We start from the raw sequence: 26257 nt of genomic DNA on the forward strand, positions 1-26257 counted from the left end.
GGGGCCGGGAAGGAGCGCCACGACGTGGCGCTAAAACCCGGCCCCGTTCCCGTTATTTCTTGGGACGAATGCGCAAAACCGAATCGAGCCCTCCGTCGGTCGCGCCCGACGATTTGTCGACGACATAGACGACGCCATTTTTGCCCGAAGCCGCATGGTTGGCGAGGGGGGCGGGGCCGAGGTTGGCGACGATCTTGCCATCCTCGTCGGTGACGGCGACGGTGCCCGCACCGCGATTGCTGACGTAGGCGAGGCGCTTCACCGGATCGAACAGTACATTGAGAGCGCCCGCGCCGATCGGCGTGTCGGCGATCACCGTGCCATCCTTGTCGAGAACGACCAGATTGTCGCTCCCCTGCGCGGCGACGAAGATGCGGCCGGTAACCGGGTCATGGGCGACCCCGATGGGGCTTTTCGTGCCGGGAACCGCCAGGACTTTTTCCACCGCGTTGGTGCGGGTGTCGATAACCGCCACCTCGCTGGTGCTCATGCTAACAGTGTAAAGTTTGTGCGCGGCGGCATCGAGCGACAGGCTGGCGGGTGAAAACTCTGCGCCCCGGCGCAGCGAGCGTATCTCCACCGGCTTGTCGATTGCCAATTTCGCCGTGTCGAACACGAAGATCCGCGGCGCGCCGACGGGCGAAGCGTAGGCTTTGCCCAGAGTCTGATCGATGACGATGTCGCGGGCGTGCGGGACCGTTCCGGGCTCGAACTGCTTCACCAGCGACAAATCCGACTGGCGATAGACTGCAACCGCGTTCTGTCGGGTGTTCGTGACCCACACGGTATCCTTGCTGTCGTCCACGCCAACGCCGTATACGGCAAAAACGCCGGGGCGCGGATCAACGGACGCGGGCGCCGGTGATCCGGCCGGTGCGGGGCCGCGCTTCGGCTCGGGCGCCGCCTGCGGCGTCACGCGCGCAAGAACGGCCAGCGTGTCGGCGTTCAGCTTCACGATCTCTGAATCCCGCACGGGGGGGCGGCCGATTGCAGCGGTGACGAACAGGCTGTTGTTCTTTGCGCTGTAGGCGGCCTGATAGAGGCCGCGAACGGGCTGAGCGCGCGTGATCTCGTAATTCTGCTGGCCGGACAGCGGGATGGTCGGCGAAACCTTTAGTTCCGCGATAGTGGCGGCATAAGGCGCCTGTGCGACCACGACGATGGGGTGCACGCCGGGGACGGCGTCTGCCGGAATCGTCAGCTTGCCGGTGATCTTGCCTTCTGCATCCGCCGTCAGAGTCGCGCCGGGAAGCGGCGTTGATCCGTGCAGCAAGGTCACGTGTTGACCAGGGCGGAAACCCTGACCCGAAACATTGGCGTCGCCGCCCGCCTGAATGGGCGTTCCTCGTTCTGCACCGGCGAAACTGACCCGCGTTTCCGACGTGCTGTCGAGCGGACCGAAAGCGGTCTGCCCGCTTGCGGCGCCGGCGGCGAACAGCGAACCCGCGGTCAGAAGCGCGAGGCCGGTCCGACGCAGGACGTGAAAACGGGAAGCCATGGTCAAATTCTCCTGTTGAGCGAAAGCAATGAAGTGACGGCGCCCACGGCGCCGTGGTGTCATTTGGGCAGGTCGACCCAGTAAACGCCCTGATAGGGTATGGAGAGGAAGCGCTGGTTGATCTCCGCCAGTGTAGCGGCGGGGTCGACATCCGCGAAAAGGGCGGGGTGTGTCCATTTCGCGAAGGCTTCGATCGCTACGATGTCGAGCGGGGAGTTAATCAATTGATGCGAAAAGCCGTGGGTGCGGCCGGTTTTTACCGCCGCCAGGCTGGCTATGCCCTGGCGTGACGCGATCTTCCTGAGCGAGGCGGCGGCCTCCGCTTCACTGTAGCCCGCGCCGAGCACCAGCCCGCCCGCCTTGGCCAGATGCGGTCCGCCGGTCGCGATATAGACGGTGGGATCACGCGAGATGACATATTCGAGGTTCAGCTTGCCAAACGGCTGGTTGATGACGTCTGCGCCGATATTATGTCCGCCGACGAACTGCAGATAATCGCCGATATTGCCGCGCCCCGGCGCGTTGCAGCAATCCGCGCTCATCCCGGCATGAGCCTCCAGAAACAGGGAAGGGCGCTTGTCGTCCGGCAGGGTGCGAACGCGGTCGGCAATGCGTTTCATCCGTTCCGCGCGGAAGGCGACGAAGGCTTTCGCCTGATCGTCCCGCCCGGTCAGCTTGCCGAGGATCAACAGGCTTTGTTCGAGATTTTCGAACGGCTTAACGAAGAAGTCGACGATCACCACCGGGACACCCGCTTTTTCGACCTGTTGGATCTGGGCGTCGGTGACGCCGCTTTCCAGCGACAGGACGGCGACGTCGGGATTTGCGGCAAGCAACGCTTCCACGTCGAAGCTGCCTGCCGAACTGGCTATTTTGGTTAATCGCCCCAGTTGCGGGGATTTTGCCAGGAGCTGCTTATAAGTTTCGTCGCCCAGCCGGTTGATGTCCTGTGGCCATGCGCTCAGCAATGACACCGGATCGGGGTGCAGCAGGCCAAGCGCAACGAGATAGCGGCTGTCGTCGATCGCAATGCGCTTTGCCGGTGCGGAGAGAGTGATCGGGCGGCCCCGGACATCCTTGAGCTGCCCGCTGTCTACAACCGCAGGCGTATCCGCCCCCGAGCCGCAGGCTGACAGGCCAAAGGCTGCCGCACACACAAGCAGAATGGCGGCGGCCAGTGTTTTCTGGCGCCCGCGATGCATGAGGCTGTTGCGGAAAATTGCTATGCCCTATCCAGAAGCTTGATTGGTCCAGATTGCATGTCACTAATTGATAATGATTGTAAAGAGCATCAAATATGTCGATTTTGGATAACGACTATGCCGATTGATTATGTTGTTCGGTCGGTGCGGCCTGACTAGGAATCTGTTGATGAGCGAACCGTTCACGCTTCCCGCGACCGAGCGCCTGTATCTCGACCGGGATGGGGTCGGGTATGGCGCTTATCGGCTGGATGTCGCGGCTCCCTCAGGTGTGGCGCCTGCCGCAGGATGGCCGTCCATCTGGTTGCTTGACGCAGCGGGTTGCTTTGGCACCTGCGTCGAGGCGTTGCATCGCATGAGCCGGCGGTCTGACGCCACTGGGGTGTCGCCCATGGCGGTCGTCGGACTATCGATCGTCGGGGATCCTTATGATGCGGTGCGGCGCGGTCGTGATTTCACACCCTCCGCAAAAGGGTCGGGCAAGGTGGATGGAAGTGGCGGCGAGGCCGCAGATTTTCTGTCATTCCTGAATGGCCAGGTGATGAACGCGGTGTGCGATCGCGTCGTGCTCGACCGCGATCGGCGGACATTGTTCGGCCATTCACTGGCGGGCTATTTCGCGCTTTGGACGCTGTTCCATCACCCGGCTGCCTTTCGCGGCTATGTCGCGATCAGTCCTTCGATCTGGTGGGATCGCGACCTTCTGTTCAACGCTGCGTCTGTCCCCGCGCGGCAGGGCCGCCGGTTGTTCATGGCGGTTGGCGAGTGGGAAGAAGCGCTGCCGCCCTGGCAGGTGGGGAAGGCGGGCAGCGAAGAGCTGCGCGCGCGCCGGCAGGCACGGCGGATGATCGCGAATGCGCGCGAACTGGAAGAGATATTGCGCCGGACATCGGAGCCAGACCATGTAGATTTCATGGCGATGGCGCGAGAGGACCATGCATCGATCGTGTCGACGGCAATGCCGCACGCGCTTCGGCTGGCGTCAACTTTCTGATGACTGGTTGAGAGACCGGTCGTTCCAATACGAAACAGGAGCTGGGAATGACGACGAGGGATAGCGCCGATCATTATGGCACCGTAACCCGCTTGCTGCATTGGGCGATGGCTGTCCTGCTTTTGTGGCAAATCGGCGGAATGGTGCTGAAACAGATATTGGGCCGCGTGCCGCTGATGGCATTCTGGGTGGGCACCCACGCGTCGATCGGCCTGCTGTTGCTTGTGCTGCTGCTCATCCGAGCAAGCTGGGCCTTTCGGCAGAGGCGCGCGCGACCGCCCTATCAGCGCGGTCTGATCGGCGCGCTGGCAAAGGCAGGCCATGTCGCGCTTTATACGCTGATGCTGGTGGTTCCGGCTCTTGCGGTTCTGCGCGCTTTCGGAAACGGGAAGCCGGTGCAGTTTTTTGGGATGAGACTGCGCGAAGCAACCGGCGAGGAGATCGCGTGGATGGTTGCTCCGGCCAATATGCTTCATGGTACGTTGGCATGGGGTTTGGCGGCGCTGATCCTTGGCCATGTCGCAATGGCGTTGGTGCACCGTTTCTGGTGGCGAGACGGAATGATGGCGCGCATGATCGGTCGCACAGTTTAGCGGCAGGACCTTAGGGCGTCCGCTGAACTGCCTCCGGCTGCGAGGCGGTGCAGGCGTCGGCAATAACATCGACCAGCCACATGGTGGCCGGATCGCGGCGGCTGCGTTCGTGCCACAGAACCCAATAGTTGAACCGGCCGATCTCAACCGGCGCGGGGATTACCGCAAATCGCTCGTCGGCCGCGAATGTATGGGCCGTCTGGGTCGGTAGGGTGACGACCGCGTCGGAATCCAGCAACATGAAGGGAGAAATCTGGAAATAGGGCAGCCTGGCTCTGACCTTTCGGTAGGCGGCATGGTCGTTCAACATGGCGCTGACGGGATCGGGGCCATACTCGCTGACCGTCACGCTGATGTGTGGCCATTGCAGAAAGTTGTCGATTGCCATCGCGCCGTCATCATGGCCCGCCAAAGCGGGATGGCCCGCGCGCATCACACAGCTGCAGCTTTCCTCGAAAAGATGGCGGCCATAGGTGGCGCTGAAATCGGGTTCGATGCCTGTCACGATCAGGTCCAGTTCGCCTGACGCCAGTTTCGCGTTCATCGTGTCACTGAAGGCGGACACCTCCAATACAGCCTCAGGGGCAAGTTGTTGAAGCTCCCTGAGAGCCGGTGCGATGACCGAAAGGACCCCGTGATCGGTCGATGCGATGCGGAACGTACGTTGCAGCTTGGCCGGATCGAACCGGCTGGATGTGAACAGCAAACTCGTGGTGGCCAGCCAGTTCTGAACCGGCGCGACCAGTTCCTCGCCCCGGCTGGTCAGGTCCATTCCGCGGTTGGTCCGGATCAGAAGAGGGTCCTGAAAGGCGATACGTAGCTGTGTAAGCGATCGGCTGACCGCTGGTTGGCTGACGCCCAGTTTGCGCGCGGTGCCGGTCACGCTGCGGGTTTGCAGCAGGACAGACAGAGTGAGCAGCAAATTGAGATCGAGACCGGCGAGGCGAATGGCCGCGGCTCCTAGGAGGTAAGAACAATTGTCATTGGCTAGTCTGCTTGCGCACTGTCTTCAACTCTCCTCCACGCGCTTCCTGTGGTTGGGCAGGGGTGTTCAGCTTTCTTTTCTCCCGGCGTTTTTGTTTTCGGTGCGGAGATTGTGCACGCGGTCGCCAATGCCGCTGGCGATGGCTCGTTCGACTTCGTCAACGAGTTCAGGTTTGCTGTAGAAAGCGATTTCAAGCCGATACTTGCCGATGTCGCTCGTGCGGGCGCTAACGGTGAGGGCAGGGAGGGGGTTGCTTTGCGTTTCGAGTCCAGTCGACGCGCGAGGTTGTCGTTTTGAATCGCCTGCGGCGATACCGGTGTAAGCTGCGAGGGCGGCTTCCTCGATCTCGCCACGGGCGGCGAACAGGTTGGCGTCCGGCTCGAATGTCATGGTGAAGACATGGCGAACACGCCTGCCGGCGTGCCCTTCCACGCGCACCGGCGTACTGAGCAGCAGGCTGTGCGGAACGATGATCTCCGTTCCGGTGCGGTTGAACGACCCATCCTGTTTCTCGAACTCCCGAAGGCGGGTGACCAGCAGGTTGAAGTCCATCACCTCGCCGCGCTTGCCGCCGATCTCAATATAGTCGCCCACCGAATAGGCGCGTGACAGGGTGCGCAGCGCCGAGCCGGAAAAGCACATGATCAGTTCCTTCATCGCGATGACCGAGGCCACGGCGAAGGCGGTGAGCGACAGCGCAAAGGTGCGGAGTTGCGGCGCCCAGATCATCACCAGGCCCACAATCGCGATAAGGATCAGTACGTTGCGTAGGCTGGCGGTCCAGCGACGCACGACCAGCGGCGGAAAGCCCTCGCCTCGTTTCAAGGCGCGGCCGACCAGAAAACGGATGGTGAAAAGGGCGGCCAGCAGAGCTGCTGACGCCCAAACGCCGGACTGGAGCAGATGTTCTCTTAAGATTTCAGGTATCATGGCTGTAGCTATGCCTCATTCGCGGCCGCATGGCACCTGGCGTCGTTAAGTATGCGCGCGCCCATCCACACCTGGAACCGCCGTCAATGGCTGTGAGTAGCTGTGGCGCCGTGTGTCGCCATTTTGCCGCGCTGCCAGCCGATTCTGGGGGCGACGATAAGATGCTTGTGCGGCGGGTGTGGCGTGGGGATCAGGCGCTGGAAATTGTTGACGCTGCCGCGCGGAGCATCGCCTGGTCGGATGCGGCGGTGAGGAAGCTGTATCCGGCTGCTTCGCGCGCGGGCAATTGGTCTATGCGATCGACATAGGCGCCGAGCGCGCGATTGGCGCTGGAGACGGCGGTCGCCAGATGTGTCACCGCCTTTGGCAGGGCTTCCGGGCCATCGCCGCGATTGGCGAGCGACAGGCTGAGATCCGCCGCGCCGATGAAGAAACCGTCGATCCGCTCAACGCCGAGCAAGGCGTCGATCCCGTCGATCGCGGCGGCGTCCTCCAATTGGGCGACGATGACGACTTCTTCGTCGGCGGCATGGGCATAGGTGGAAAGATCGGGCATTCCGCCATAAGCTCCGGACCGCGCGGACCCGGTCAGTCCTCGCGTACCGCCATGGTAAAGCGCGGCGGCGATGCCGCGTCGGGCGTCGGCGACGGTTGCGACATGGGGCAGGAAAATGCCGGCGGCGCCCATGTCCAACACGGCGCCGATCAGCGGGCTGTCGATCGTCGGCACACGCACCAGCACCGGAAGCGCCCAAGCGCGTGCCGCAAGGACGCAGGCATCGATCGTCTGGATGTCAAAGGCGGCGTGCTCGGCATCCAGCACTATGAAATCAATCGGCGTGCCGCCCAGTATCTCGACCACCTGAGGGTGGGGGATCTTGACGAAGGTGCCGCGCAGGCGCGCCCGCCCTTTCATCCGGGCGCGCAATGTGCCGGGCGATCGGGCGGGCGCGGCGGTCATGCCGCTACCGCCTGCGTGTCGTCGTCACCCTCCGCCCGGCGCGGCGGCCGCATGGCGATGACGACGACCACGAACAGCAGCAGCAACAGCGCGCAGCCGCGGAACACCCAGACGAATCCGCCCAGCGATTCGCTCATCATCCCGGCCAGCGCCGGCCCGATCATCGCGAGCGTGGTGATGAAGTTCATCGCGCCGAGGATTTCCGGGTTCACCTTCGCGCCGAAGTAATTGACCAGCAGCATGGTGGTCGCGAAGTAGCACATGCCGAAGCCGTAGCCGTCACCGATTGCGAACAGCCACAGGCCGATCGGATGATCGGCATAGGACAGCGCCGCCATGCCGACCACGTCGGCGGCCAACGCGGAAACCAGAAGCCATTTGGGGTCGATGTGGTTGGCAAGCGTGCCGCCGATGACTCGGGACAGGGCGTTGACCACTGCCTGCGCGCTCAGCACCGCCGCCGCCATCGTCGTCGTCACGCCCAGCGCCATCATGTGGGTGAAGGCCCAGCTGTTCATCGTTACGCTGCACAGCAGGATCAGCGTCAGCGAGAAGACGATGATGTAATATTGCGGGGTGCGGATGACTTGCTTGAACGTCCACTCTTGCTGCGAGCGGTGCACCCGACCGTCCGACCCGGCATTTTGTTGCGCCTTGGCCATGGCCTGAACGCTGTCGGGAAGGGTGGGCGGTGCCGAGCGAATGGTAATCGCCGCGAGTACGCACAGGCCCAGCATCGCCGCCGCCAGTGCCCACCAGTGGGCGGGCCAGCCTCCCAGCGATCCGATCGCAGTGGTGACGATGAAGGGGGCGGCGATACCGCCCGTCGCGCCGATCGTCATATAGGTGCCGATGATGAGGCCCGCCCGGTCCGGAAACCAGGTGGTGATCAGGTAGATCGCCGGGACCGACGCGCACAGGCCGTAACCAAAGCCCAGGATCGAAGCGCCCAGATAGTATTGCATCAGCGACTGTGTTGTCGCCAGCAGCACCGTGCCAAGAATTACCAGGCCGCCGCCGATCAGATAGGTGCCCTTCGGCCCGATCTTGCGCAGCAGATAGGCCGGCACCGGCGCAGCGATGCCGACCATCAGCGCCAGCAGCGAGAAACCGGTTCCCGCTTCCAGCCGGGTCCAGCCCAGATCGTCGATCATGAAGGGAAGGACGATGCCCAGTGAACTGAACGTCGCCGCCGTGATCAGGAAAAAGAACAGACTGATCACCGCAAACAACGCCCAGCGTTGCCTGAAAAACGCGGGATTTTCCGTGTCGATACTCATGCAATCCTCCCCCATGCACTGGTAAAAGCCAGTCCGGGCATATGAAATCGTTTCGTCTGAAGAAACGCTATTCTAACTAGAGATACGCTATGGGCTTTGCTAAAGGACGTCAATGGCGTTCGCGTAAACGTGCGATCCCCTTCCACGGGCGCATGCGGACGAGGAGAGGATCGGGATGAATATAGCAGTCTTCATGCGTCGAGCGGGTCTTGCCTTTCCCGGAGCGGCGGCTGTCGCCGTCCATGATCGTATTATATACGATTATGCCACGATTGCGCGCCGTGTCGCGACGCTGGCGGGCGCACTGCGCGGGCGCCACGGCCTGGTGCCGGGCGACAGGGTCGGCATTCTGGCCAAGAACTGCGTCGAGTATCTCGAGATCCTTTACGCTTGCTGGCACGCCGGGCTGATTGTGGTTCCGATCAACGCCAAACTGCATCCGGGCGAGGTCCGCTTCATTGCGGAGAACTCGGAAATGAAGCTGTGCTTTGTCAGCGAGGGGTTGGGCGGCGCGGAGGCAGGCGAGGCGGTGCAATGGGTCACGATTGGCGGCGAGGCGTACCTGCCGCTGCTCGACGGGCCGGAAGTGGCGCTGGAACCGCGGTTGCCGGATGACGATGCGTGGATTTTCTATACCAGCGGCACTACCGGCCGGCCGAAGGGCGCGACGCTGACCCACCGTAACCTGTTGGCGATGTGTTTCTGCTATTTCACCGATGTCGATCCGGTTTCCCCCTGGTCCGCTATTCTGCATGCCGCGCCGATGAGCCATGGGTCCGGGCTATATGCGCTGCCCCATGTCATGCAGGCGAGCTGCAATGTCATTCCGGAAAGCGGCGGCTTTGATGTGGACGAGGTCTATCGACTGATCGAAGCGTGGCCCGGCCTGGTGTTCTTCGCCGCGCCAACAATGGTGAAGCGCCTGCTCGATGACGGTGGGGAACGCGACACGCGGAACCTGAAAGCGATCATCTATGGCGGCGGCCCGATGTATCTTGAACACTGTCTTGCCGGGCTGGAGCGGTTCGGGCCGAAGTTGACCCAGCTTTACGGTCAAGGCGAAACGCCGATGACGATCACCGCGTTGAACGCCCGGCATCATGCGCAGAGCGATCACCCACAATGGCGTGCGCGACTGGCCTCTGTAGGCGTAGCGCAAAGTGCGGTCGAGGTGCGGACCGTCGACGAGGCGGGCGCGCCGACGGCGCCGGGCGAAGTGGGCGAGGTGGCGGTACGCGGCGACAGTGTGATGCGCGGATACTGGCGCGACTCCAAGGCGACGGAGGACGCGATTCGGGATGGCTGGCTTCACACCGGCGACTTTGGGGTGTTCGACGAGGACGGTTTCCTGACCTTGAAGGACCGGTCGAAGGACCTGATCATATCAGGCGGCACCAACATCTATCCGCGTGAGATCGAGGAGATCCTGCTCACTCACCCGGCCATATCGGAAGTCGCGGTGATTGGCCGGCAGAACGAGGAATGGGGCGAGGAGGTGGTTGCTTTCGTGGTTGGCGCCGATGTGGACGCCTCCGCGCTCGACGCGTTGTGCCAGCAGCACATCGCCCGCTTCAAGCGGCCGCGCCACTACCACTTTGTCACAAGCCTGCCGAAGAACAGCTACGGCAAGGTGTTGAAGACCGATCTGCGCCGGATCGACGCCGAACTGGTCGCCGCGTCGGCCTGAGCGGCTGCGGTCGACGATAGGCCCGTGCGCTGTCGTCAGTCGTGGACGGCCGGCGGCGCGTCGGCGTGGTTGACGGCCATGGTAATCGGCATCCAGCGCGCCGTTTCCGCCGCCAGCGTGGCCTGCTCGCGACCAGCGTAGAATACGGCGTCCGACCCGAGTAGCAGATGCAGCGGCGGGTGCTCCGCGTCGAGCACGGTCAGGATCGCGCGGGCCGCCAGCGCCGGGTTGCCCGCTTCCTTGCCGGCGGATTGGCTGAGGATGTCCCACGCAAGGCCGGATGTCGGTGCGTAATCGTCAATCACGTTTGCCGCGCGGGACAGGGCGCCGGATCGGTTGAACCCGGTGCGGAACGCACCCGGCTCGACATTGGTGACATGGATGCCGAGGCCCGAAACCTCCTGCGCCAGCGCCTTGCCAATCGCTTCGAGCGCATGTTTGGACGCACAGTAGAAGCCGATCCCCATCCAGGCAGCAAGGCCGCTGACCGAGGTGATGTTGAAGATGTGGCCGGAACGCCGTGCCCGCATATGCGGCAGAACCGCTTGCAAAACGGACACCGCGCCAAAGAAGTTGACGTCCATCTGGGCGCGCAGTTCGTCGACGCCTGCTTCTTCGACCGAGCCGACAAGGCAGTAGCCGGCGTTGTTGACCAGCACGTCGATGCCGCTATCCGCAGCGGCGGCGTCGACCACCTGCCGCACCGCCGCATCGTCGCGCACATCCAGGATCATGCCGGTCGCCCGGCCCGGCGCGATCGCTTCGAACGCAATCCGGTCCGCTTCCTTGCGGACGGTGCCGAACACTCGGTCGCCACGCGCCAGCGCCGCGTCCGCTATCGCCCTACCGAAACCGCTGCTGACACCGGTGATAAACCAGGTTCTGGGCATGCCGATCCTCTCTATTCGGGAAACGCAACGATCCGGCCCCCGCCGGGGAGCCGGATCGCATCGGGTCGTAGGTGTACTGGTTCAGAAGGGCTTGTCGCCCTTCGCCCAGAGCCGATAGGCGACGCGGTAGCTGTTCGCGTCGTCATATTTGGTGCCGGTGTGCAGCGTGCAGCGGTTGTCCCACACCAGCACGTCGCCGACCTCCCATTTGTGGCGATAGACGAACTGTTCCTGGGTCGCGAACTCGATCAGTTCGTCGATCAGGGCGTCGGCCTCGGCCTTTTCCATCCCGACGATGCCGCGCACCGTGCCGGTGCTCACCCACAGCGCCTTGCGGCCGTCGGCCGGGTGGGTGCGGATCAGCGGGTGGAACACGTCCGGATTTTCCGCTTCCAGTTCCGGGGTCAGCTTCATCCGGCCGAATTCGCGGTTTTCCATGAAATACTTGTAGCTGTGGTGCAGCTGCAGCGTGTCGAGTTGCTGCTGCTTTTCCTTCGGCAGCGCGTCGTAGGCGGCGCACAGGTCGGCGAGCAGTGTGTCACCGCCACCGGTCGGCACCTCCACCGCGTAGAGCATCGTGCACTTCACCGGTTCTTCCTTGTAGGAATAGTCGGTGTGCCAGCCCACGCCGTCGTAATGCGAACCCTTGCGACCATTCACCTCGCGGTTCGAAAGGATGTAGATGTTCGGATAATCCGGTAGCGTGTATTCCTTGAGCGTATGCTCCTCGGGCGTGCCGAACTTGCTCAGATAGCGCATCAGATCCGCCGGCTGCAGGTCCTGCCCGCGCAGCAGCAGCGCGCCGTGATGTTCGAACGCATTGACCAGCGCGTCGAGGGTCGCTTCGTCGGCATTCGCCAGATCGACGCCCCGCGCTTCCGCGCCGAAGCCCTTGCCGAGCGTGTGGATGTCGAGCTCGATTACGTTCCCCATGACAGCATCCGTCCCATTGCCTTTGAAGATGCCGTCCGAACTGCGGGGTTGCGCGCGCCAAGTCTTGCACGGGAACGCACGGCCATTTGTTGTTGCAGGCCCGTCGCCCGGCGGCTGTGGGCGGCGATAAGTCGGCGTGCACCTACAAGCAAGCCATCCGCTTTTGGCGAACCTAGCGTTCCGGAGAAAGGCGGGCCGGTTTCGGCTGGCCCGCATTCGGTTGCGAACGAGAGAAACTTCGGGAGAGGAAAGCGGTAATGAGTCGCTCGATCATGAATGATGCCTTCTTCGACGCGATGGCGTCGTCCGCGCTGTCGGTGGAGGAGGCGGTCACGCTGGCCCCGGAATGCTACACCGACGCCGAATTCTACGAATTCGAAAAGGAAGCGCTGTTCAATCACGAATGGCTGTGCGTCGGTCGTGAAGACTGGGTAAAGGCGCCCGGCGACTATTTTACCACGACCATCATCGACGAGCCGATCGTCGTCGCCCGTGGGCTTGACGGTGTGTTGCGGGCGATGTCCTCGGTATGCCAGCACCGTGCGATGCTGGTCGCTGAAGGGGCGGGGAATGCACGCGCTTTCGTTTGCCCCTATCACCACTGGACCTATGGCCTGGACGGTGCGCTGGTGAATGCGCCCGCGATGGGCAAGACCTGCAATTTCAACCGCAAGGATATTGCCCTGCCAACCTTCCAGGTGGAAATCTGGCACGGTTTCATTTTTATCAATTTCGATGCCGATGCGCCGCCGCTCGCGCCGCGCCTGTCCGCCCTGTCGGATATCATCGCCAATTATGACCTTGCCAGTGCGGAGGGGCCGCGCCCGGAACCTGGCGCGCGCCATCCGTGGAACTGGAAGGTCATGCTGGAAAACAACAATGACGGCTATCATGCCAGCCGGCTGCACCAGGGGCCGCTGCATGATTTCGTGCCGAGCGGCCAGGCGGTTTTCCCGGAACTGCCGGAAAACACCGCAGGTTATTACCGGACAAACGGCACACTGCATAAGGACGCCAGCTTCAATGCCACCCAGCGCGCGCTTCTGCCTGTCTTCCCGGAACTGACCGAGGACGAGCGGAACCGGATGACCTTCGTCAACATCCCGCCGACGTTGTCGCTGGTGATGATGAGCGACATGGTGATCTATCTGATCATCCGTGCCGAAGGGCCGGAACATCACACCATGGATACCGGCTTGCTTGTTGCGCCGGGCGCGACCAAGGACCCCGCCTATGAACATAAGCTGCAGATGAACTGGATGGCGTCCGAGACCATCATCGCGCAGGACTTCCACGTTGACGAAATGGTCCAGCTGGGCCTGCGTTCGCGCCATGCGATCCGTGGCCGCTATTCCTGGCAGGAAGGGGCGCAGCAGTCGTTCAACAGCTGGCTGGTCCCGCGCTATCAGGAGACCTGGAAGCGCTGGAAGGCCGGGCGCGGCTGATGACGATCGGCGATTCTCCTGTCGACGCAGCGGCGCGGCGGATGCCCGTGGCCTTTTTCGGTCACGGCAGCCCGACCAATGTGCTTGAGGACAATGACGCAACCCGCACCTGGGCGGCGATGGCGAAGCGCATCGGCAAGCCGAAGGCGATCCTGTGCGTATCGGCGCACTGGTGTACGCCGGGGGTGCGGGTGACGGCGATGGCGTCGCCGCCGACCATCCATGATTTCGGTCGGTCGCTGCCGTCGCCGCTGTTCGACCAGAATTACCCCGCGCCGGGCAGCCCGGAACTGGCCGAGCGGGTGCGCGCGCTGCTGGCGCCGGAACCGGTAACGCTCGATACCCAGTGGGGGCTGGATCATGGCGCCTGGTCGGTGCTGACCAAGGCCTATCCCGATGCCGATGTCCCGGTGGTGCAGCTGAGCCTTGATGCGCGCCGGCCGGAAGCCTGGCACCATGCGCTGGCGCAACGGCTGATCCCGCTGCGCGATGAGGGAGTATTGATCGCCGGCAGCGGCAACATCGTCCATAATCTGGGCGTGCTGCAATGGAACAACGCGGCCCAGCCCTATCCGTGGGCCGTGCGTTTCAACGACTATGTGAAGCAGCAGATCACCGACGACACGCCCGAAGGCCTGTTCGATATTCGGCGGCTGAGCGACGACGCCCGGCTGTCCGTCCCGTCCGAGGATCATTACTGGCCGCTGCTGTACGTGCTGGGCGCCCGCACCGAAAAGGATCGTGTTACGTTTCTTTCCGATTATATCGTCTTTTCATCGCTGGGAATGACCAGCTTGATTCTGGAGGAAGCCGACGCAGCGTAATGGCTGTGGCGGCTTTGCCGGATGATGATGAAGGGATGGGGCGTGCGGAGCTGGACGTTCTCCACCGAGCAGATTGCTCCCGCCGAGCGGCACGCCGCCTGGCAGGCGGCGATGGAACGGCTGAAGCTGCCGGTTTCGTCAGTCACCGACCCCGCCCGGTTCAATGGCCGGGTGTCGTGCCTAGTCTCGCCGCTGGGTATAGAGGTGGCCCGTGTGGAAGCGACACCGCAGGAGATATCGGGCAGCTACCCCGCCCAACAGCCGGGTATCTGGTTGTCGCTTCTGGTGGACGGCAAGGCATCGATGATCGACGGAGAGCGTCGTATCGACCTGGCGCCGGACGACCTGCTGTTCGGGCCAACGGGCATTCCGGCCCGGCTGTTGTTCACGACACCGTTCACGCAGCTTTTCATCAAGGTGCCGCATGTCGCGCTCAGCGCGCGGCTGGTCGCGCCGCTGTCGCTACCACTCGGCTATCTGCCGGGGCAGGGGGGGATCAACCACGTCTTCGCGCGGATGCTGTCGGCATTGGCCGCGTCGATCGACGATCTGGACGCAACCCAATTGCGCCCGATCGAGCTGTCGTTGACGGAGTTCCTGCTCACCTGCCTGACCGGGCGAGGGGCAAGCCCGCTGATTGGCTGCGAAGCGAATGCGCGCGCCGCCAATCTTCATAGCATCTGCCAGACGATCGAAACCATGCTGGCCGACCCGGAACTGACACCGTCCAAAGTCGCGGCGGCGCATGGCACGTCGCTGCGCTATCTGCAGAACCTGTTTGCCCAATCGGGTCAGACATTCAGCAATTATGTGCGGACGCGGCGGCTGGAGCGGTGCCGCGCCGATCTGGTCAGCCCGGTCTATGTCAACATGTCGGTGACGGAAATCTGCTTTCGCTGGGGTTTCAACGGGTCGGCGCACTTCAGCCGGACCTTCAAGGCGCAATACGGCGTGCCGCCCCGCGACTTCCGCCGTCAGGCGCTGAGCGACGCGGTCGATTGACCGCCGGGCGGGGACGTCCCGCCTGATCCTCCACCGTAATCTGCGTTTGGCCGCGATTGGCTGCACAAACCCGTTCGTTGCTTGACCACGGGTGTCAATCTTGGTATTTGTTTCGTTGAAAGATACGATGTTTCGCACAGAGAAACATGAGTTAGGCGAGGACAGGACGATGGCAGGCCCCGGACCCACCGACCAGGTACAGGTTTTCAACTGGGATGAGCTTGAGCGTGAGCATGTTCGCCCCGGTGTGTCGCGTGCGGGTTTTCGCGGCGACAATGTGCTGATGGTGATGAACTGGCTGGAACCGGGCATGGAAACCCGGCCGCACAGTCACCCGTGCGAGCAGTTGGTCTATGTCGTGAAAGGGCGGATGCGCTTTCATATCGAAGGCGAAGCGTTTGACCTGGGGCCTGGCGGGTTGCTCCGCATTCCGCCGGATGCGCTGCATTACGGTGAGCCGCTGGGTGACGAAACGGTGTTCAACCTCGACGTCTTTTCGCCGATCCGCGATGATTACCGGCATCTGGTCGCTTATCAGGCGGCGGCGTTCGAATGATGGCGCGCGCCTTTTGCAACATCCGATGAACCGATAAGCCGGTCCGATCCGCGCATCCCGCGTGGACAAGGACGGAGGCCCCATGTCAGTCACCATCAACGCAGTCGCGACATCCTTTGCCGTCATCGAACACATGGCGGCCGCCGGCACGCCATTGGGGGTGAGCGAAGTGGCGCGGATGTTAAACGCGGGCAAGCCGCTGGTCTTCCGGCATCTGCGCACCCTGGTCGAACTGGGCTATGTCGCGCAGGACCCCGGCACTGACCGGTATTCGCTGACGCCGCGGCTGTTCCATATCGGGCGCGCGATTGCGGACAGCGTCGATTTGCTGAGCGCCGCCCGCCGGGTCATGCCGGAGCTGGCGGAAGCGGTGAAGCTGTCGGTCAGCGTTAGCCAGGTCGAGCAGGACGGCATCCGTATCCTCGACATACTGGAATACCGCTCCGCGATTGAAATCAGCACGCCGCCGGGCAGCCTGTTCGATTTCCTGACCTCCGCGCAGGGCAAGGTGGCGATGGCCTTCTCCCCAGCGCTGCTGGAGGGGCAGGTTGGCGCGCGGACGCAACTGCAAACGGCGGACGGCAAGATGATCGATGCAGCGCGGTTGCGCGCTGAGCTGGATCGGGTTCGCGTTCAGGGCTGGGCGCTGTCCGCGCAGGAAGTTTTGCTGGGCGTCAATGCACTCGCCGCGCCCGTGTTCGACGGGCTGGGCGCGCTCGCCGGCACCATCGCGGTTGTCGGCTCCACCCAGACGCTGCCGGACGATCCGCCGGCGACGATGATCGAGGCGCTGGTTTCCGCGTCGCGCAAGCTTTCGGAACAACTCGGTTACAGGAAAGGCGAAACCAAGACATGAAACACGCTCTGGCTGTCGATATCGGGGGCACGTTCACCGATGTCGTGTTGATTCGAAGTGATGGCAAAGGGTGGACGGACAAGACCCTCACCACCCATCACAATCTTCTTGAAGGTTTTTTTCGCGCTGCCGATTCCGCGTTGGCGCAGGCGGGCATAACCCTTTCCCAGATCGACGACGTCATCGTTCATGCGACTACTGTCGTCACTAATGTACTGATCGAGCGCAAGGGGCCGCCGGTTGCGCTGGTTACCACCGCCGGTTTCGCTGACGTGCTCTACATTCGCGACGAGCATCGCTATGACATGTTCGATCCGCTGATCGAATACGCGCCGCCCCTCATCCCGCGTGAGCACACCTGGAGCGTCGAGGAGCGTACCTTCGCCGACGGCAGCATCGGCGCCGAGGTGAAGGCGGAAGACATCGAGGCGCTCGCCGTCGAATTCCGCAAGGCTGGCATTGAAGCGGTGGCCGTCGCTTTGCTCAACAGCTACGCGAACCCCGCCAACGAGCAGAAGGTGCGGGATTATCTGCAGGCCGCAGCGCCGGATCTGCTGATCACGCTGTCGAGCGACGTCGCGCCGCAGATGCGCGAATATGAACGCTCCAGCACGGCGGCAATCAACGCCTATGCGGTGCCGATCATTACTCCCTACTTCAATTCGCTGGCGGAAAAACTGCGTGAGGGCGGGGCGACGCGCGATCCGTTCATCATGCTGTCCAATGGCGGCGTGCTGGGCATTCGCACCGCGGCCAAATATCCGGTCCGCATGATCGAATCCGGTCCGGCCGCAGGCGCACTGGTTGCCGGGCATATCGCCCGCCGCCACGGCATCGACACGATGATCTCGTTCGACATGGGCGGGACGACGGCCAAGGCCTGTCTGATCCAGGGAGGCCAGCCGCTCGTCGTCGGCGAGTTTGAGGTCGATCGCCAGTATCTGTTCAAGCCAGGCAGTGGCATGCCGGTTGCGGTGCCGTCGATCGACATGATCGAGATCGGCGCCGGTGGCGGATCGATTGCGCGCATCGATGAACTCGGCCTGTTGAAGGTCGGCCCGGACAGCGCCGGTTCCAACCCTGGGCCGGCCTGCTACGACCGGGGCGGCGCCCAGGCTTGCGTGACCGACGCCGATCTGGTGCTCGGCATTCTGGACGCCGACAATTTCCTGGGCGGCGACATGAAGCTGGCGATCGACAAGTCGCGGGCGGCCATCCAGAAACTGGCCGACGGGCTGGGCGTTTCGCTTGAGGAAGCCGCTTACGGCATTTTCAGCGTGGTCGGAGAATCGATGGCGTCGGCTGCGCGCGCGCACGCCACCGATCGCGGCGTCAACTATCGTGGCTTGCCGATGCTCGCCTTCGGTGGCGCCGGTCCGGTGCATGCCTGTTATGTTGCGGAACAGGTCGGTAGCTCGCAGGTGATCTATCCGCCGATGGCGAGCGTGCTGAGTGCCTTCGGCACGCTGGTGACGCCGGTTCGCCTCGACATCGTGCGGTCCAGCCTGATGCGGCTGACCGCGATTGACTGGGCCGCGGTCGATGCCATCGCCGAGGCGATGATCGTCGAGGGGCGGCAGGCGACGCGTGAGGCCGGTGTGCCGGACGAAGCGACCCATTTCACCCTGTCCGCCGATATGCGTTACCTGGGGCAGCAGAACCAGGTCACGGTGCTGTTCAACGAAGATCCGCGCGATACCTGCGATGTCGCCGCGCTGCGTGCCGCTTTCGAGCGGGATTACGAGACGTTGTACGGCGTGCGGCTGGACGACATGGATGTTGAGATCGTCAACTGGAGGGTAACCGCGCAGGGCGGCACGTCCGAGCGTGACGTCGCCGTTACCCTGGCCGAAACGCCGGGCGCGCCCAAGAAGCATCGCAAGGTGTTCATCGGCGATCGCTACATGGACGTCCCCGTCTTCGATCGTCGCGCGCTGGCGCTTAGCCAGGAAGTGGCTGGCCCGGTCATCGTCGAGGAACGCGAAACCACCGCATTCATCCTGCCGGGATGGACTCTCTCGATCGACGCGAGCGGCAGCCTGATCGCGTCCAGAAATTAAGGAAAAGGGTAGTCAGATGGACGGCATTCAACTGGAAATCATGTGGAGCAACATGATCAGCATCGTCAGCGAGCAGGCGCGCGCGCTCCAGCGCACTGCGTTCAGCCCGATCGTCCGCGAGGCGGGCGACCTGGCGACCGCGCTGTTTGACGCCGACGCGCGGATGGTCGCGCAGGCGATCACCGGTACGCCCGGGCACATCAACTCGCTCGGTTCCGCCGCGCGCAACCTGATCAAGGTCATCCCGCCGGAAGATCTGGTGCCGGGTGACGTGCTGATCACCAACGACCCCTGGTTGTCGGCCGGGCACTTCTTCGACATCACCGTGCTCACCCCGATCTTCCGGGGCGAGACGCTGATCGGCTATTGTGGGTCGACCATCCACCATACCGATATCGGCGGCTATGGCGTTGGCGCAGGCGCGCGCGACATCCATGAGGAAGGCCTGTGGATTCCGGTCATGAAGCTCTACGAGGCGGGCCGGCCGAACCAGACGCTCCACGATATCATCCGCCGCAACGTCCGCACGCCCGACGCGATCTTCGGCGATCTGGCCGCGCAGGTCTCCAGCGGCAAGATCGGCGGCGAGCGGCTCAACCTGATGTGCGACCGTTACGGGCTGGACAATATCGACGAGCTTTCCAACGAGGTTATCCAGCGTTCCGAGCAGGCGACCCGCGATGAGATCCGCAAACTTCCGGGCGGGACGTTCCACGGCGAAACCTCGTTCGACGTCCCCGGTGGCGAAGTTATCACGCTGAAGACGGCAGTAACGATCGACACCGATGCGGGCGACATCATCATCGATTTCGAAGGCAGCTCGCCGCCCAGCAAGAGTGGCATCAACGTGGTGACCGCCTACACCCACGCCTATAGCAGTTTCGCGATCCGCAGCGTGTTGAACCCCGACCTGCCGAACAACGCCGGTAGCCTTGCCCCCATTCGGGTGAAGTCGCCGGACAACTGCATCATCAACGCGCAGTACCCGTCGCCGGTCAACGCGCGCCATGTGGTTGGAATGTACGTGCCGTTCCCAATCCTGAAGGCGCTGGCGCCGATCCTGCCGGAACGGGTGATGGCGGAAGGATCCGGCGCGGTGTGGACCGTGCAGGTGCAGGGCAAGGACAAGGAAGGCGTGCCTTTCGTCAGTTCGATGTTCAACTATTCCGGCGGCACCGGCGCGCGCGCCAGCAAGCCGGGTTTGTCGGCCACCTGTTATCCCACCGGCGTCGCCGCCGTGGCGATCGAGGTGTTGGAAGCATCGATCCCGATCGCCTTCACCACCAAGGAACTGGTGCGCGGATCGGGCGGGCGTGGCCAGCAGAACGGTGGCGACGGCCAGCGCATCGGTTTCCGGATGCGGTCGAACCAAGAATGGTTGCTGAATGCCATTCCCAGCCGCCTGCGCCTGTCGGCGGAAGGGCTGAACGGTGGCGAGTCTGGGGCACGAGGATCGTTCCAGATCAACGGCAAGGAAGCCGACGAGGCCCGCAAGATCCTGATGGCAGCCGACGATCAGGTGACGATGATCACGCCGGGCGGCGGCGGTATCGGGGTGCCCGAGGCGGCATAAGCGCAAGCCCATAACCCCGCGAAAACCTGTCGCCGGCTCTTCCCCAAGAGCCGGCGATTTTTTATTCGGTAGCGGCGTGTGCCGCGATCAGACGGTTTCGATAGCGCGGCGCCCCTTGCGGACCGCGAGCCGGTGCGTCCCGGCCAGCGCCAGATTCGGTTGTGTGACCGTCCGAAGGAAGTGCCATTCGCTGACAGCCCGCTTTGGTGTCAGGTCGAGCGTCATATACCCGCGATTGCTGGTGTCGCACCATTCGAGCGTCGGCGATGCGCGCACCAGGCTGTCGGCGATCCTGAGGGGATCATAGCCGGGCGTCGCTTCCTCCATGCCGGGCGAGGTGACGCTATGGGTGGCGAATTCCACGCCGACCTTCGTGCCGCTTTCGACCAGATCATAAGCCCAGGCATTATGCGTATCGCCCGCAATGACGATAAGGTTGGCGTCCGCCGCAAGTGCGCTTTGCAGGAAACGCGTCCGCGCGGCGGGATAGCCGCCCCAGGCGTCGAAATTGACCGGCAGGCCGAGGCTGGTCGCCATGACCGCCGTTTCGACGAACTTGCGATTGCCGTCCGACCCCGATCCGGCGACCCAGTCGACTGCGTCGGCTGGCATGACGTTGCTCGCCATCACCGTGCCGTTACCGACGATCTGCCAATGCTGGCGCCGTGCAACCGATTGCTTCAGCCGGCTGGCGAGCCAGTTTTCCTGCTGGCTGCCCATCACCGTTGCCGCCGGATCGAGCCAGGGGCCATCGCGAAACGCTTTCAGCGCGGCGAGGGGATCGGGCTGCTTCAGCAGTGCGGAGATGCTGGGGGGGCGGCTACGCGCCAGAACGCGGGTTTCCGTGCGGTGGAAGCTGGCGAGATCGCCGATATCGTAGCTTTCCCACGGCATGTCGGAAACCGGCATCCATTCGCGATAGGCCTGAAGTGCCGCCGCCTTGCGCATGGCATATTCGTCGCCGGTCATTCCACTGCCGCCACCGCCTTCCCAACTGTTGTTGGCGATCTCGTGGTCGTCCCACAGCGCGATCATCGCCATTCGTTGATGCAGGCGCTGCAGGTCCGGATCGGCGCGGTAGCTGGCGTGACGGATGCGGTAGTCGACGAGGTGGATCGCCTCCGTATCCGGCAATGTGCGGCCGGGCACTGCGTCCTTCAGCGGGGGATAGGTGCCAGGCCCGTATTCGTAATAATAATCGCCGAGATGGATCGCGAGGTCGATGTCGTCGCGTGCCGCGACATGGCCATAGGCGTTGAAAAAGCCATAGGGCATGTTGGCGCAGGAGAAGATAGCGATCCGATACTGGTCGACCCGTCCCTCTGGCAGAGTCCGTGTCTGGCCGACCACGGATTTCGTCCCGTCCGCAGCGATGAAGCGGTAATAATAATGGGTGCCGGGCTTTAGCCCGTCGACGGTGATTTTCGCCGTCCAATCGCGAAACGCCCCGGTTCGCGCCGCGCCACCGCCGACGATCTTGTTGAAATCCGGATCGGTGGACAACTGGACTTCCAGCCGGCTGATATCGCCGCTTGCCGGGACGTGCCGGGTCCAGAGTAGAATGGATGTGGCGGCGGGTTCGCCGCTGGCGACGCCGTGGGTGAAGCCGCGCGCGTCGGAAATACCGGCGATCGCCAGTGTGCCGCCATTCAGGGATAGCGCGCCCAGCCCGTAGCTGGCGGTTTTCAGTAGCAGGCGGCGGTCGATCGTGAAGGACATAGCGGATTTCCTCAGCGAAAGGGCGTATCGGTGGGGCCCGCGCCAATAAGCGGCCAGGGCGATTCCAGTGGGAGATTGGCGCGCCTGATCAGCGCGGTGCCGGCGGCATGCGCGTCGCGGTACAGTGCCTGTTCGTCGATGCGGGTGGAGCGACCGCCATCGATCAGGCATTCGCCGTCCACCCAGACGCTGTCGACACCGCGCCCGTCAGCCGACCAAACGAGCTGGTTCACGGGGTTGATCAGCGGCCGCAATTCCGGCCGGTTGGTGTCGTGGCAGACGAAATCCGCGCGCATGCCGACAGAAAGCGCCCCGATTTCCGCAGCAAGGCCCAGCGCGCGCGCGGCGTCCACCGTCACCATTTCGAGCATCTGGTGGCAGGGGAACAGCGCATTGTCCTGTCGCAGCATCTTGAACATGCCGGCGGCCAGCGGCAGGGCGCGCATCAGGTCCGGGTCATAGCCGTCCGTGCCGAGCAGCAGCGTCACCCCGCGCGCTACCAGTTCCGGGTGCCGGGCCGATCCGGCGACGTCGAACGCACCCTTAATCGACGCCAGCGGGCAGAAGATCGCGTTCACACCGTACTGGACCAGCAGGTCGCATTCGCTGTCGCTCAGGTGGGTCAGGTGGGTGAGCAGCAGATTAGGGCCAAGAACGCCGAGGTCGGCGAGATGCTCGATAGGCCGGCGGTTATAGTTGGCCAGATACCAGTCCGTATCGCTGCGATAGGGGCTCATATGGGCGGAGAGGCCGATACCGTGCGTGTCCGCCAGCGCCTTGGCCGCCTGCCATACCCCGTCCGAATTGGCGTTGTGGCCGACCAGGATGGGCCAGGCGACGATCCGACGGTCCTTGTCCGCCGGCGGGTAGGCGGCGAGCGCGCGCTCTATTCCGGCGATCGCCTCGCGCTCCAGCGCCACGGGGTCGCCGCTGCCGTCCATTGACCGGCCTTCCGTCCACGGGCCGACGCGGGCGCGGATACCAAGTGCGTCAAGCCCGGCGACCGCTTCGTCGAAATGGCGGATCGTCCCGGCCTCTACGAAGCAGGTGATGCCGCAGCGGAGCATTTCCAACGCCGACAGCTTGGCCGAAACATGTTCGTCGGCGGGGCCGTGCTCCATATAGCGGGGCAGTACCCATTTCAGGAAATTGTCCGGCGTGCGGTAGTCGACGGTATCCGGCATGAAACCGCGGGTCAGCGGATCGCCGGTGGTGTGGACATGGGCGTTGATCAGCCCCGGCGTGATGATCCGGCCGCCGGCGTCGATCGTCCGGCGCGCCTGATGGGCCGCGCGCACTTCCGCGGTGGGGCCGACCGCAACGATCCGCCCGGCGTCGACGGCCAGTGCGCCGTCGACCAGGATGCGCCGTTCCGCGTCCATGGTGATAATCGTCGCGCCATGCAGCAGCGTATCGATCCTGCCGTCGGTCATGCCCGTTCCCGTCCTGCCCGCATCGATGCGGGCATGCTTGTCATTGCTTGTCGAAGGGCGGCGGCGCCAGACCCATCTGTTGAAGATAGGACAGGCCGTCCCAGTAATCATCGCGGGCGGCGACACGATCGCCACGCACGGTGATGAGCATCACGCCGTCGATCGTAACCGGCTTGCCGTCGTCGGTTGCGGTCATACGATAGGGCAGGGCGACGCGGTTGCCGTCCGCGAAAGGAGCGTCGACCTGGTAGCGCAGGCCGGCAAAGCGCCCCAGAAAGCCCTTCAGCCTTTCGCGATACAGCGCCTGTCCCTGAAAGCGATTGCCGAGCGCGCCCATCTGGTTGTTGCAAAAATCCTCGGTAACGCAATCGGCGACCCGATCCGGATCGCCGCTCGCGAACGCGCCAGCATAGTTCAGCGCAACCTCAATCGGCGTCACTATGCCAGACCTTGCGTGCGGTTTCGTACACGCCCTGATCGTGGGAGAATTCGATGGTGTTGCCGTCCGGGTCCTTCAGGAAGCAGATATAGCCGACCGGGGGCGGCATCTGCGCCGGGCCGAGCGCCAAGCAGCCGTCTTCCTTGGCCATTGCCGCCAGCTTGTCGATATCTTCGCGTTCCATCACCTCGATACCGATATGCGCGAACGGGCCAAGTGTGCCGTGCTGCGCCGGAGCGAAGGGGTCCTTGCCCTCGAAGAACTGCGCGAGCACCAGCACGAACGGTGAATCCGCATCATTCCGATCGGCCATCCATGCGCCATAGCCCTGGCCATCCTCCATCCGCGACAGCACTTCGAGATGGGTGTATTTTTCGTACCAGGCGATGGTCTTGTCCATGTCCTTCACGATCAGCGCCAGGTGCGTCCAGCGCTGACGCGGCGGGCGGATTTTGTAGACGGTTTCCTGCTCCGACATAGGCCCTCCTATAGCCGTTGCGCGCCGCCGCCCGGCATGGGCGGGACGTGCACGTATGTGGTTGTTGGCGGCGAATCTAAGCCGGCGGCGGCGCGACGGTCTTGTCCGTGCATGATCGCCGGCATGCTCGGTGCGCGGTGTGCGAAGACTGCGGCGAGCGCGGTCACGCGATGCTCTGCCCGGTTTTTGCCCAGTCGGCGAGGAAGCCTTCGATACCCTTGTCGGTCAGCGGGTGTCTGGCAAGCTGGCGGATCACCGCCGGCGGCGCGGTCATGATGTCGGCACCGATCTTGGCCGCTTCCAGCACATGGACCGGGTGGCGGACGCTGGCGACGAGGATCTCGGTGTCGAAGCCGTAATTGTCGTAGATCAGCCGGATATCGGCGATCAGTTGCATGCCGTCGAAGCCGACGTCGTCGTGCCGGCCGACGAAGGGCGAGATGAAGGTCGCGCCGGCCTTCGCCGCGAGCAGCGCCTGGTTGGCGGAAAAGCACAGGGTGACGTTGACCATCGTGCCGTCGCCGGTCAGCGCCTTGCACGTCTTCAGCCCGTCGATGGTCAGCGGAACCTTGATCGCGATGTTGTCGGCGATGCGGCGCAACACCTCCGCCTCGCGCAGCATGCCTTCATGGTCGAGAGCGACGACTTCGGCCGAAACCGGCCCGTCGACAATGCCGGCGATCTCCGTCACCACCTCGATGAAGTCGCGCCCCACCTTGTGGATCAGCGACGGGTTGGTGGTGACCCCGTCAAGCAGGCCGGTCGCGGCCAGTTCGGCAATGTCACGGGTGTCGGCGGTGTCAGCGAAAAATTTCATGGCCGCGCCCGGCGGATCGCCGCGGGCGGCTGGCGGCGATGCTGGTCGCGAAAGCGGGCGACATCCGCCGCGCTCGGTACGCTTTCGCGCGCCCGCGGCCGGGTGACGGAGATGGCGGCGGCGGCATTGGCGGTTTCCACCGCGTCGCCGATCGCGTCGCCCGCCGCGAGGCCGGCCGCCAGAAAGCCGCAGAACGTGTCGCCGGCGCCGGTGGTGTCGACCGCATCGACCGCATAGGGCGCGACATACTGCCGACGTTCCGCCTGGGCGAGCAGGCAGCCATCGCCGCCAAGAGTGATGACGACGGCGCCGGCGCCGGCCTCCAGCAGATGCTGCGCGGTCGCCTCGGCGGAGGCGCCGGCCCCGCGGCCGGCGAGGGCGGTCGCCTCATGCTGGTTCGGGATCAGGATGTCGACCTGATCGAGCCAGTCCGGCAGGCTGGCCGGCGCGGGCGCCGGGTTCAGAATGACGCGCACGCCGGCCGCCCGCGCGATCCGCGCCGCTTCCTCAACCGCCGCGAGCGGGACCTCCAACTGGAGAAGCAGGATGCTTGAGGCGCGGATCAGGGGTTCCGCCGCGCGGATATCGGCAACGCCCAGGCGGCCATTGGCGCCCGGCGCGACCGTGATCATGTTGTTACCGGCGCTGTCGACAAGGACGGCCGCCATGCCGGTCGATGCGCCGGCGATGGTGCGGACGTGGCTGCAATCAACGCCGCTCTTCTTCAGGTCGGCGATCGCGCTTTCGCCGAAGCTGTCGTCGCCGACGCAGGCGACCATCGCCACCGTGGCGCCGGCTGCTGCTGCGGCCACCGCCTGGTTGGCGCCCTTTCCGCCTTGCGACAGGATGTAATCGGCGTGGCCGACAATCGTTTCGTTCGGTTTCACGAGGGTGTCGGCGGCGATCGTGATATCCGAGTTAATGCTGCCGATCACCGTTACGCGCATAAATCCCCCGGTTACGCAGTCCGCGTTGGTCGCGTTGTTTCGCCGGCATAAAATTCTGTGCGCGGCACTGCGAAATTGCTGTGGGACGAATAGGAAGCTGAAACGTTTAAGTCAAGCCATTGACAAATTCAGTGCTCCCGGTTGATCGAAGGCGG

The 26257-nt window shown here is 63.8% G+C and carries 24 protein-coding genes; 10 read left to right on the top strand and 14 right to left on the bottom strand.

What is annotated here, in order from left to right:
• Positions 1 to 52: 52 nt before the first annotated feature.
• A complete protein-coding gene (locus tag ACMT1E_RS04025; RefSeq protein WP_414902401.1) occupies positions 53 to 1498 on the bottom strand; it encodes a YncE family protein in 1446 nt (481 codons plus the stop codon).
• A gap of 59 nt (positions 1499 to 1557) precedes the next feature.
• The gene (locus tag ACMT1E_RS04030) at positions 1558 to 2700 is read right to left on the bottom strand and encodes an ABC transporter substrate-binding protein (protein ID WP_414902402.1); all 1143 of its coding nucleotides are present in this window, start codon (positions 2698 to 2700) and stop codon (positions 1558 to 1560) included.
• 169 nt (positions 2701 to 2869) lie between these two features.
• On the opposite strand from ACMT1E_RS04030, the gene ACMT1E_RS04035 reads away from it, so the two are divergent.
• Both ACMT1E_RS04035 and ACMT1E_RS04040 read left to right on the top strand, forming a co-directional pair.
• Positions 2870 to 3694 (top strand): alpha/beta hydrolase, encoded by an 825-nt coding sequence (locus ACMT1E_RS04035; protein WP_414902403.1) that lies wholly within the window; start codon positions 2870 to 2872, stop codon positions 3692 to 3694.
• A 47-nt stretch (positions 3695 to 3741) separates the two neighbouring features.
• Positions 3742 to 4287 (top strand): cytochrome b, encoded by a 546-nt coding sequence (locus ACMT1E_RS04040; RefSeq protein WP_414902404.1) that lies wholly within the window; start codon positions 3742 to 3744, stop codon positions 4285 to 4287.
• A 10-nt stretch (positions 4288 to 4297) separates the two neighbouring features.
• Here the strand turns inward: ACMT1E_RS04040 and ACMT1E_RS04045 are convergent, their stop codons facing one another.
• The 4 genes from ACMT1E_RS04045 to ACMT1E_RS04060 all read right to left on the bottom strand — a co-directional run bounded on the left by ACMT1E_RS04045 (position 4298) and on the right by ACMT1E_RS04060 (position 8443).
• Complete coding sequence (locus tag ACMT1E_RS04045; RefSeq protein ID WP_414902405.1) at positions 4298 to 5209, bottom strand: LysR family transcriptional regulator; 912 nt, start codon at positions 5207 to 5209, stop codon at positions 4298 to 4300.
• Between the two features lie 129 nt (positions 5210 to 5338).
• On the bottom strand, positions 5339 to 6202 hold the full coding sequence (locus ACMT1E_RS04050) for a mechanosensitive ion channel family protein (protein ID WP_414902406.1): 864 nt from the start codon (positions 6200 to 6202) through the stop codon (positions 5339 to 5341).
• A 190-nt stretch (positions 6203 to 6392) separates the two neighbouring features.
• A complete protein-coding gene (locus ACMT1E_RS04055; RefSeq protein WP_414902407.1) occupies positions 6393 to 7163 on the bottom strand; it encodes an HpcH/HpaI aldolase family protein in 771 nt (256 codons plus the stop codon).
• On the bottom strand, positions 7160 to 8443 hold the full coding sequence (locus tag ACMT1E_RS04060) for a CynX/NimT family MFS transporter (protein ID WP_414902408.1): 1284 nt from the start codon (positions 8441 to 8443) through the stop codon (positions 7160 to 7162). Before ACMT1E_RS04060 ends, ACMT1E_RS04055 begins: the two co-directional genes overlap by 4 nt.
• A gap of 193 nt (positions 8444 to 8636) precedes the next feature.
• Between ACMT1E_RS04060 and ACMT1E_RS04065 the strand changes: the two genes are divergently transcribed.
• A complete protein-coding gene (locus ACMT1E_RS04065) occupies positions 8637 to 10130 on the top strand; it encodes an AMP-binding protein (RefSeq protein WP_414902409.1) in 1494 nt (497 codons plus the stop codon).
• 35 nt (positions 10131 to 10165) lie between these two features.
• Here ACMT1E_RS04065 and ACMT1E_RS04070 read toward each other — a convergent pair whose 3' ends face one another.
• A complete protein-coding gene (locus ACMT1E_RS04070) occupies positions 10166 to 11020 on the bottom strand; it encodes an oxidoreductase (RefSeq protein WP_414902410.1) in 855 nt (284 codons plus the stop codon).
• Between the two features lie 81 nt (positions 11021 to 11101).
• Complete coding sequence (locus ACMT1E_RS04075; protein ID WP_414902411.1) at positions 11102 to 11953, bottom strand: TauD/TfdA dioxygenase family protein; 852 nt, start codon at positions 11951 to 11953, stop codon at positions 11102 to 11104.
• A gap of 257 nt (positions 11954 to 12210) precedes the next feature.
• Between ACMT1E_RS04075 and ACMT1E_RS04080 the strand changes: the two genes are divergently transcribed.
• From ACMT1E_RS04080 to ACMT1E_RS04110, 7 genes are all read left to right on the top strand, one after another.
• The gene (locus tag ACMT1E_RS04080; RefSeq protein WP_414902412.1) at positions 12211 to 13398 is read left to right on the top strand and encodes an aromatic ring-hydroxylating oxygenase subunit alpha; all 1188 of its coding nucleotides are present in this window, start codon (positions 12211 to 12213) and stop codon (positions 13396 to 13398) included.
• Positions 13398 to 14222, top strand: coding sequence for a 4,5-DOPA dioxygenase extradiol (gene ygiD, locus ACMT1E_RS04085; protein WP_414902413.1), 825 nt, complete (start codon positions 13398 to 13400; stop codon positions 14220 to 14222). Before ACMT1E_RS04080 ends, ygiD begins: the two co-directional genes overlap by 1 nt.
• A 42-nt stretch (positions 14223 to 14264) precedes the next feature.
• Complete coding sequence (locus ACMT1E_RS04090; protein WP_414902414.1) at positions 14265 to 15224, top strand: helix-turn-helix domain-containing protein; 960 nt, start codon at positions 14265 to 14267, stop codon at positions 15222 to 15224.
• Positions 15225 to 15393: 169 nt separating this feature from the next.
• The gene (locus tag ACMT1E_RS04095; RefSeq protein WP_414902415.1) at positions 15394 to 15780 is read left to right on the top strand and encodes a cupin domain-containing protein; all 387 of its coding nucleotides are present in this window, start codon (positions 15394 to 15396) and stop codon (positions 15778 to 15780) included.
• 82 nt (positions 15781 to 15862) lie between these two features.
• Complete coding sequence (locus ACMT1E_RS04100; protein ID WP_414902416.1) at positions 15863 to 16636, top strand: IclR family transcriptional regulator; 774 nt, start codon at positions 15863 to 15865, stop codon at positions 16634 to 16636.
• The gene (locus ACMT1E_RS04105) at positions 16633 to 18696 is read left to right on the top strand and encodes a hydantoinase/oxoprolinase family protein (RefSeq protein ID WP_414902417.1); all 2064 of its coding nucleotides are present in this window, start codon (positions 16633 to 16635) and stop codon (positions 18694 to 18696) included. The genes ACMT1E_RS04100 and ACMT1E_RS04105 overlap by 4 nt, the downstream gene beginning before the upstream one ends.
• 16 nt (positions 18697 to 18712) lie before the next feature.
• Positions 18713 to 20269, top strand: a complete 1557-nt coding sequence (locus ACMT1E_RS04110) for a hydantoinase B/oxoprolinase family protein (RefSeq protein ID WP_414902418.1) — start codon at positions 18713 to 18715, stop codon at positions 20267 to 20269.
• A gap of 87 nt (positions 20270 to 20356) precedes the next feature.
• Here ACMT1E_RS04110 and ACMT1E_RS04115 read toward each other — a convergent pair whose 3' ends face one another.
• From ACMT1E_RS04115 to rbsK, 6 genes are all read right to left on the bottom strand, one after another.
• A complete protein-coding gene (locus ACMT1E_RS04115; protein ID WP_414902419.1) occupies positions 20357 to 21988 on the bottom strand; it encodes an alkaline phosphatase D family protein in 1632 nt (543 codons plus the stop codon).
• Positions 21989 to 21999: 11 nt separating this feature from the next.
• Positions 22000 to 23421: an amidohydrolase family protein gene (locus tag ACMT1E_RS04120; RefSeq protein WP_414902420.1), complete on the bottom strand. Its 1422-nt coding sequence runs from the start codon at positions 23419 to 23421 to the stop codon at positions 22000 to 22002.
• A gap of 40 nt (positions 23422 to 23461) precedes the next feature.
• The gene (locus ACMT1E_RS04125) at positions 23462 to 23860 is read right to left on the bottom strand and encodes a nuclear transport factor 2 family protein (RefSeq protein ID WP_414902421.1); all 399 of its coding nucleotides are present in this window, start codon (positions 23858 to 23860) and stop codon (positions 23462 to 23464) included.
• Positions 23847 to 24338, bottom strand: coding sequence for a VOC family protein (locus ACMT1E_RS04130; protein WP_414902422.1), 492 nt, complete (start codon positions 24336 to 24338; stop codon positions 23847 to 23849). Before ACMT1E_RS04130 ends, ACMT1E_RS04125 begins: the two co-directional genes overlap by 14 nt.
• A 163-nt stretch (positions 24339 to 24501) precedes the next feature.
• Positions 24502 to 25155: a fructose-6-phosphate aldolase gene (gene fsa / locus ACMT1E_RS04135; RefSeq protein WP_414902423.1), complete on the bottom strand. Its 654-nt coding sequence runs from the start codon at positions 25153 to 25155 to the stop codon at positions 24502 to 24504.
• Positions 25152 to 26090, bottom strand: a complete 939-nt coding sequence (gene rbsK / locus ACMT1E_RS04140) for a ribokinase (RefSeq protein ID WP_414902424.1) — start codon at positions 26088 to 26090, stop codon at positions 25152 to 25154. Before rbsK ends, fsa begins: the two co-directional genes overlap by 4 nt.
• Positions 26091 to 26257: the final 167 nt, after the last annotated feature.

The organism is Sphingomonas flavalba (assembly GCF_047553045.1).
Lineage (GTDB): Bacteria > Pseudomonadota > Alphaproteobacteria > Sphingomonadales > Sphingomonadaceae > Sphingomonas_L > Sphingomonas_L flavalba_A.

Bases quoted from the DNA above. Each gene is read 5' to 3' on its own strand.
- ygiD (WP_414902413.1), top strand. From the start codon at position 13,398: ATGACGATCGGCGATTCTCCTGTCGACGCAGCGGCGCGGCGGATGCCC.
- ACMT1E_RS04095 (WP_414902415.1), top strand. From the start codon at position 15,394: ATGGCAGGCCCCGGACCCACCGACCAGGTACAGGTTTTCAACTGGGAT.
- ACMT1E_RS04025 (WP_414902401.1), bottom strand. From the start codon at position 1,498: ATGGCTTCCCGTTTTCACGTCCTGCGTCGGACCGGCCTCGCGCTTCTG.
- ACMT1E_RS04055 (WP_414902407.1), bottom strand. From the start codon at position 7,163: ATGACCGCCGCGCCCGCCCGATCGCCCGGCACATTGCGCGCCCGGATG.
- ACMT1E_RS04065 (WP_414902409.1), top strand. From the start codon at position 8,637: ATGCGTCGAGCGGGTCTTGCCTTTCCCGGAGCGGCGGCTGTCGCCGTC.
- ACMT1E_RS04130 (WP_414902422.1), bottom strand. From the start codon at position 24,338: ATGTCGGAGCAGGAAACCGTCTACAAAATCCGCCCGCCGCGTCAGCGC.
- ACMT1E_RS04030 (WP_414902402.1), bottom strand. From the start codon at position 2,700: ATGCATCGCGGGCGCCAGAAAACACTGGCCGCCGCCATTCTGCTTGTG.
- fsa (WP_414902423.1), bottom strand. From the start codon at position 25,155: ATGAAATTTTTCGCTGACACCGCCGACACCCGTGACATTGCCGAACTG.
- ACMT1E_RS04050 (WP_414902406.1), bottom strand. From the start codon at position 6,202: ATGATACCTGAAATCTTAAGAGAACATCTGCTCCAGTCCGGCGTTTGG.
- ACMT1E_RS04115 (WP_414902419.1), bottom strand. From the start codon at position 21,988: ATGTCCTTCACGATCGACCGCCGCCTGCTACTGAAAACCGCCAGCTAC.
- ACMT1E_RS04080 (WP_414902412.1), top strand. From the start codon at position 12,211: ATGAGTCGCTCGATCATGAATGATGCCTTCTTCGACGCGATGGCGTCG.
- ACMT1E_RS04035 (WP_414902403.1), top strand. From the start codon at position 2,870: ATGAGCGAACCGTTCACGCTTCCCGCGACCGAGCGCCTGTATCTCGAC.
- ACMT1E_RS04060 (WP_414902408.1), bottom strand. From the start codon at position 8,443: ATGAGTATCGACACGGAAAATCCCGCGTTTTTCAGGCAACGCTGGGCG.
- ACMT1E_RS04040 (WP_414902404.1), top strand. From the start codon at position 3,742: ATGACGACGAGGGATAGCGCCGATCATTATGGCACCGTAACCCGCTTG.
- ACMT1E_RS04120 (WP_414902420.1), bottom strand. From the start codon at position 23,421: ATGACCGACGGCAGGATCGATACGCTGCTGCATGGCGCGACGATTATC.
- ACMT1E_RS04100 (WP_414902416.1), top strand. From the start codon at position 15,863: ATGTCAGTCACCATCAACGCAGTCGCGACATCCTTTGCCGTCATCGAA.
- ACMT1E_RS04070 (WP_414902410.1), bottom strand. From the start codon at position 11,020: ATGCCCAGAACCTGGTTTATCACCGGTGTCAGCAGCGGTTTCGGTAGG.
- ACMT1E_RS04110 (WP_414902418.1), top strand. From the start codon at position 18,713: ATGGACGGCATTCAACTGGAAATCATGTGGAGCAACATGATCAGCATC.
- ACMT1E_RS04105 (WP_414902417.1), top strand. From the start codon at position 16,633: ATGAAACACGCTCTGGCTGTCGATATCGGGGGCACGTTCACCGATGTC.
- ACMT1E_RS04075 (WP_414902411.1), bottom strand. From the start codon at position 11,953: ATGGGGAACGTAATCGAGCTCGACATCCACACGCTCGGCAAGGGCTTC.